Raw genomic sequence first — 6795 nt, 5'->3', positions numbered from 1 at the left:
CCAGGACCGTCGCCGGCGGGCGGGACATCTCGATCGCGGGTGGAGCGGCTTGTGCCCGCCAGGCGATCCGAGCCGGGTTGGTCGACGAGATCGACCTGCAGGTCAACCCGCTGATCCTCGGTTCGGGTGAGCGGCTGTTCGACGGCTTCGAGGCAGGCAAGCCCAGACTCGAACTGGCCCGCGTGCTCGAAGCGCCTGGCGTCGTCCACCTGCGTTACCGCGTCATCGCCGCAGGAGACTAGGTTCGCCGGATCTGAGCTCGACTCCGACGGTCGGCTTCGGCTCTCAGGCGTCCGCCGCTGCGCCTCGCCGTCGACTCTTGGTGAGCAGCACCGGGTCGATCGCCGTGCTCGACCAGTCGGCGGCCATGGCCAGGCTGGCGTCGCGGCCGGAGTGCACGTGGTGGAAGGCGGAGGCCGCGGCGCGGTCGGCGTCGTGGTCGGCGATCGCGGCGAGCAACTCCTCGTGTTCACGGCACTGCACGCCGGGGTCGCGGTCCTTGGTGAGGTGGAAGAGCCACTGGGTCCTGGCCTCCAACGGTCGCAGGAGCGATTCCAGGAGTGGGTTGGCGGCCAGGTCGACGATGATCGTGTGGAAGCCGGCGTTGGCCGCCGCGATGGCGGGTTTGTCGTCGCGCCTCGTCGCGCGGCGTGCGGTATCGAGTTGCGCAGCAAGGGCTTTCAATCCCGCGTGATCGGCACGCTCGGCGGCGAGCCGCGCGGCGAGGACCTCCAGGCTCTCCCGCACGTCGAACAGGTCGCGGACGTCGTCTACCGTGAACGGCGACACGATGGCGCCCTGACGTGGCACGACCACCACCAGGCCATCCTGTTGCAGTCGCTGTATCGCCTCGCGCAGCGGAATGCGGGACACGGCGAGCTCCTCGGCCAGGTCACGCTCGACGAGCCGGGTTCCCGGCGCCAGGTCCAGCCCGACGATCCGCGACCTCAGCTCGTCGTAAGCCCTCTCGCGCAGCGACTTTCGGGCCGCTTCCGGCACCGCGGTTGTCATCATCGACCCCTTTCCATGGGCTCGACTACAGCATAGCCGCCGTCGACTTAGTGGTATACCATTAACACGATCCTTACTCCGGGGAAACCAAATCGAAATGGCTCGGTCGGAGGCTCTTCGTAACGGTATACCGCTAATTGGTAGCCCCAACGCAGGAGAATTCGATGAAGTGCACACTCCCCACCAAGGTCGTCGCCCTGGCGGCCGCAGGCCTCGTCGCACTGGGCACCAGTGCCTGCGGGTCCTCGGAAAGCAAGACCGGCACCGACGACGCCCTGTCCGTCGGCGTCTTCCTACCCGGTTCCATCAACGACACCGGCTTCATGCAGTCGGGATACCAGGGGTTTCAGCGGGTCCAAGCCGAATACGGAGACGGGGTCGACGCCAGCTACGTCGAACAGGTGGCGGCCGCTGACTACCAGCAGGCGTTGCAGCGCTTCGCATCTCAGAACGATCTGGTGATCTCCGTCGGCGGCCAGACCGACGCGGACGTTCGCAAGGTCGCCCCCCAGTTCCCCGACGTGATGTTCGTCGAGATCGGGGGTCCCTCAGACGCCGAGCCGATGCCCAACCTGGCCTACTACGACCCACAGCAGGCTGAGGCCGAGTTCATCGCAGGCGCCGCGGCCGCCACGTCTTCGAAGACCGGCACCGTCGGGTTCGTGGGCGGTGTCGAACTGCCGGCAATCGTCAACGCGGCGAACGCGTTCGGCAACGGTGCCCGATTCGCTCGACCCGACGTGCAGGTGCTCAACCCGCAGTACGTCGGCGACTTCAACGACCCGGCGAAGGCGAAGCAGGCCGCGGGCACCGCCTACGCCAGCGGCGCGGACGTGCTGAGCCAGATCGTCAACCTCGGGAAGCAAGGCATGGAACAGGCCGCCAAGGAGTCCGGGAACCGGATGAGCGGCGGACCGATCCCCGGCGACTGCGCAAACACCGTCTACGCCGGCTTCGTCCGCACCGACATCGGCACCGAGATCGAGTATGCCGTGTCCTCGATGATGGACGGAACGTGGAAGGCCGAGCAGGTGCCGTTCGGTGTCACCAGCGACAAGGGTGGCACCGACTACCTCGTCTGCTCGGGTGATCCCGCCGTCGCCGCCGCCGTGGAAAACGCCAAGTCGGCAATCGTCGCCGGCACCGTCCAGGCGTACTGAGAGTCCGTGCCATGACCATCACCGCAGACCACGTGGTGCCCGACACCACCACCGCCCTGCTCGCCATGGACGGCGTCGGCAAGACGTTCGGCACCGTTCGCGCGCTGGACGCCGTCACGCTGAGCGTCAAACCCGGGTCCGTGCACTGCATCCTCGGCGAGAACGGGGCAGACAAGTCGACGCTGTGCAACAGCATCTACGGCACCGTGTCCCCCGACACCGGCCGCATGAGGCTAGCTGGCGCCGAGTACCGGCCGCGCAATCCGTCCGACGCCCTGCGGGCCGGAGTAGCGATGGTGCACCAGCACTTCTCGCTCATCCCAACGATGACGGTGGCCGACAACCTGCTGCTCGGACGCGACGGCTTCCGGCCGCCGAGGCGCCGACTGTCCACCGACCTGGCCCGCATCGCCGACTCCTACGGCTTGACCGTGGACGCCAAGGCCACCGTCGGTGACCTGACCGTCGGCGCGCGCCAGCGCGTCGAGATCGTCAAGGCACTGCTCAGGGATCCCCAGCTGATCCTGCTCGACGAGCCGACGGCCGTTCTCGACCCCACCGAGATCGACGCGCTGATCGCGACGTGCGCCGCGCTCGTCGCCGACGGGAAGTCCGTCGTGCTCATCACGCACAAGCTGGGCGAGGTGGCCCGCGCCGCCGACGAGGCCACGGTCCTGCGCGCAGGCACCGTCGTGGGCGGCGGCAGGCTGGCCGACGTCCCGCTGTCGGCACTGCTCGAACTCATGCTCGGCGACACCGAACCACTCGAGCGTGCCCGCACGCCTCGGAGATCGACGAACGCCGACACCGGTGCGGCGCTGCGAGTGGACGGTATTGGCGTCACCAGATCCGACGGTAGCGTCGCGCTGGCTGACGTCGGCCTGAGCATCGCCGGTGGCGAGATCGTCGGCATCGCAGGCGTCGAGGGCAACGGACAGTCCGAACTGATCGAGGTGCTGTCCGGGGCCTTGCCGCCAACGAACGGGACGGTCAGCATCGACGGAGCGGACCTCACCGGCGCATCGCCTGCTCAGCGCACCGGCGCGGGGCTGGCCGTAATCCCGGAGGACCGCCACGCCGAAGGCATGATCGCCGAACTGTCGATCGCCGAGAACATCGCGATGCCCCGCCTGGCGGACTACCGACGGTGGGGCCTGCTCGACCGCGCCAGGATGCGGACCGACGCCGCAAAGGCGATCGCGGAGTACAAGATCCGCGCGTCGAGCCCGGACGCTCCCATCGGCTCCCTGTCCGGAGGCAACCAACAGAAGGTCGTTCTGGCCCGCGAGCTGTCCACCGCGGGCCTACGCGTCGTCGTCGCGGCGCAACCGACCCGCGGCCTCGACGCGGGCGCGGTCGGGTTCGTGCTCGACAGGCTGCGCGCCGCCGCCGACGACGGTGCCGCAGTACTCGTCACCTCCAGCGAGATCGACGAGCTGATCGCCGTGTGCGACCGGATCGTCGTGGCCTACCGCGGGACGTTGACCGGTTCGGTCATGACCGATTCACCAACCGCTGCAACCGATGTCGGAATCCTCATGACGGGAGTCTGCGCATGACCGGTCTCAAGCCCCGGATCCGCCACCCCCTGACGGTCGCGATCGGCGCGTTGATCGCCGCCGCCATCGTCGGCCTCGGCCTCGCGGCCACCGCGGGAGCCGGACCGGTCGAGGTGATCGACGCCCTCGTCGAGGGCACCCTGGGATCGCGCTTCGCGATCGGCACCTCGTTGAACACCGCTGCCGTTTTGATGCTGGTGGCAGCGGGCTTCACCGTCGCCTACCGAGCCGGGCTCGTCAACGTCGGCGGTGAGGGCCAACTGTGCCTCGGCGGCATCGCCGCCACGGCGGTGGGCGTCTCGCTGCCTGCCGGGCTGCCGTCGCCTCTGGCGCTGACCGCCATCCTGATCGCCGCCACCGTGGCGGGTGGCGCGTGGGCTTCGATCGCCGCGTGGCTGCGGGTGCATCGCGGCACCAGCGAGATCATCACCACTCTGCTGCTCAACTTCATCGGGCTCGCCCTCGTGGTGCTGATGGTCCAGGAGCCGTCGTTGCTGCGTCAGCCGATGACGTCATCGGAGACGCTCCCGCAATCCGAAGCCCTCCCTGCCGCAGCCCATCTTCCCCTGCTGGGGCTCCACAAGAATCCAGCGACGATCGCGATCGTGCTCGCGGTGATCCTGGTGGCGGCGATCGGAATCATGCTGCGCCACACCGCGGCCGGGCTTCGCCTTCGCGCCGTCGGCCTGTCCGGTAGTGCCTCCGCTCGCCTCGGAGTACCGGTCGACCGAACGGCGTTCGTCGGCCTCACCGCGGCCGGCGGCTTCTCCGGGCTCGCCGGCGGACTACTCGTCACCACCGCACCGTTCATCCTGGCCGACGGCTTCTCGTCGGGCTTCGGCTTCAGCGGACTGGTGGTAGGGCTACTGGCCCGCGGCTCCATGACCGCCGTGGCCGCCGTCTCGCTGCTTTTCGGCTTCCTGGTCTCCGGCGGGATCAATCTGCAACTCGCCGCAGGCGTACCCGCGTCGACGATCACGGTCGTCCAGAGCGTCCTCATCATCTTCATCGCAGGCGCAGCTTGGTGGACGACGACCAAACCCAAACGACCACAATCACTTTCGGCCGGCACCCAACTCGCCGACGATCACACGAAGGAGGTCTCGGCATGAGCACCAGCATGATCACCGAAATCGTCTCCAGCGGAGTCGCGTTCGCGATCCCCCTGCTCCTCGCCGCGACCGGAGAGTCGATCAGCGAACGCGCAGGCGTGCTCAACCTGAGCATGGAGGGCATGATGCTGGCCGGCGCCTTCGCCAGCGTGCTGGCCTCCGTCACGATCGGAAGCGCCATCTTCGGTGCCGTCGCCGGCGTCGTGGCCGGGCTGATCTTCGGCCTCGCCCAGGCGTTGCTCAGTGTTCGGTTCCGCGCCGATCAGATCGTCGTCGGAGTCGCCGCCAATGCGCTCGCGCTCGGATTGACGACCTTCGGTGCGCGCGTCCTTCTCGACGGAGGCCGGGGCCAGTCGGTCCCCGCCTTCGACGACGTCGACATCCCGGTACTCGGCGACGTGCCCGTCATCGGGCCTGCCCTGTTCGGTCAGACGCCGCTCGGGTACGCGTGCGTGGCCATCGTCCTCGTGCTGGCGGTGGTCTTCTCCAGCGGCACGATGGTGGGAATGCGGATCGACGCCGTCGGCGAGGACGCCACCTCCGCGGGATGGACCGGCCTCGCGGTCAACCGCACCCGTGTCATCGGGGTGCTCATCGCCTCCGGCGCGGGCGGTCTGGCAGGTGCCCAACTAGCCCTGTCGGAGGTCCGGTCCTTCAGCGAGAACATGACAGCGGGCATGGGCTACCTCGCCGTGGTCGCGGTGATCGCCGGCCGGTGGAGGGTCAGTGGAATCCTATGGGCGGCACTGTTCTTCGGCGTGGCCCGCGCCATGCAGTTCGCGCTACCCGCGCTGGGGGTCAACATTCCCTACGCCGTGCTGGTGATGCTGCCCTACCTCATCGCCATCGTGGCGATCAGCGGCTTCGTCGGCGGACGCAAGGCGCCCTCCTGTCTGACCGTCCCCTACGTCGGCCGCGTCTAATCACCACAACCCGAAAGGAACCCAGCCATGGCCATCGTGCTCACCCACTCGGACGTCGCCGCCATCATCGATCGGTCCGCCGTCTACGACGCGGTCGAACGCGCACACGCCGACCTGTCCATCGGGACCGCGACCAATCCGGCGCCCGCCGCCCTCTCCCTCGCCGGGGGCGGGACGGTGATTCCCATGACGGCCACCGCGGAACGCCAGCACTACAGCGCGGTGAAGATGTTGTCCGACATGCCGTTCAACCGCGCGGTCGGGTTGCCGACGCAGCGATCCACCATCCTGCTGACGTCCACCGACACCGGCGAGTGCGTCGCAGTCCTGGACGGGCGCATCATCACCGCGGTGCGCACCGCAGCGGCGAGCGCCGTCGCGACCGCGCACCTGTCGCGGGCGTCGAGCACGTCGCTCGGCCTGATCGGAGCAGGCAACCTGGCCGTCGAGCACACCCGCGCCATCGCACGCATCCGGCCGATCGACAAGGTGTTCGTGTGGTCTCGCAGCGCCGCCACCGTTGATGAGTTCCGCCAGCGAGTGGAGGATCTGGATCTCAGGGTGGAGCGCGCCGATTCCCCCCGGCACGTCCTCTCGGCCGCCGACGTGGTCTGCACGCTCACCCCGTCACGGGTGCCGATCGTCGAGGGCGCCTGGTTCCGGCCCGGCCTTCACCTCAACGCCGTCGGCGCCCCGCCGCGCAACGATCACCGCGAGATCGACGGCGCTGGAATGGCGTCGGCGCGACTGGTCGTCGACAGCCGCCCGACCGCGCTCACCAAGTCGGGAGAAGTGGTGATCGCCATCCGCGAAGGCCATCTGCGCGAGTCGGACGTCGCCGTCGAACTGGGCGACGTCATCGTCGACCCCCGCCGCGGACGGCAGAGCGACGACGACGTGACCCTGTTCAACTCGGTCGGCATCGGCCTGCAGGACCTCGTCACCGCCCACGCACTGGTCGAGACCGCCCGCAGGCGGGGCATCGGGACACGGGTGGACATGGGCGCGTGACGCTCGACGCGTCGACCGC

General features: G+C 68.8%; 7 protein-coding genes. 6 read left to right on the top strand and 1 reads right to left on the bottom strand.

All coding sequences use genetic code 11. From position 1 onward, the window contains the following. On the top strand, nt 1-242 hold a 242-nt coding region (locus tag ABW137_RS24420; RefSeq protein ID WP_526404039.1), incomplete at its 5' end, for a dihydrofolate reductase family protein. 43 nt (nt 243-285) lie between these two features. On the opposite strand, the gene ABW137_RS24415 is transcribed toward ABW137_RS24420, so the two are convergent. After that, nucleotides 286-1011, bottom strand: coding sequence for a GntR family transcriptional regulator (locus ABW137_RS24415; protein ID WP_526404038.1), 726 nt, complete (start codon nt 1009-1011; stop codon nt 286-288). Between the two features lie 164 nt (nt 1012-1175). Between ABW137_RS24415 and ABW137_RS24410 the strand changes: the two genes are divergently transcribed. Genes ABW137_RS24410 through ABW137_RS24390 form a run of 5 tightly spaced genes read left to right on the top strand, consistent with a single transcriptional unit; the run spans nt 1176 to nt 6776 of the window. Then, nucleotides 1176-2171 (top strand): BMP family protein, encoded by a 996-nt coding sequence (locus ABW137_RS24410; protein ID WP_526404037.1) that lies wholly within the window; start codon nt 1176-1178, stop codon nt 2169-2171. Between the two features lie 11 nt (nt 2172-2182). Next, nucleotides 2183-3730, top strand: a complete 1548-nt coding sequence (locus ABW137_RS24405; protein ID WP_526404036.1) for an ABC transporter ATP-binding protein — start codon at nt 2183-2185, stop codon at nt 3728-3730. Then, nucleotides 3727-4842 (top strand): ABC transporter permease, encoded by a 1116-nt coding sequence (locus ABW137_RS24400; RefSeq protein WP_526404035.1) that lies wholly within the window; start codon nt 3727-3729, stop codon nt 4840-4842. The genes ABW137_RS24405 and ABW137_RS24400 overlap by 4 nt, the downstream gene beginning before the upstream one ends. Beyond that, nucleotides 4839-5765, top strand: a complete 927-nt coding sequence (locus tag ABW137_RS24395; RefSeq protein WP_526404034.1) for an ABC transporter permease — start codon at nt 4839-4841, stop codon at nt 5763-5765. Before ABW137_RS24400 ends, ABW137_RS24395 begins: the two co-directional genes overlap by 4 nt. A 27-nt stretch (nt 5766-5792) precedes the next feature. Then, nucleotides 5793-6776: an ornithine cyclodeaminase family protein gene (locus ABW137_RS24390; RefSeq protein WP_526404033.1), complete on the top strand. Its 984-nt coding sequence runs from the start codon at nt 5793-5795 to the stop codon at nt 6774-6776. Nucleotides 6777-6795: the final 19 nt, after the last annotated feature.

Source organism: Mycobacterium sp. (assembly GCF_040509115.1).
Classification (GTDB): domain Bacteria; phylum Actinomycetota; class Actinomycetes; order Mycobacteriales; family Mycobacteriaceae; genus Mycobacterium.
Note: the sequence above shows the minus strand (reverse complement) of the source record. Positions and strands in the feature narration are given on the sequence as shown.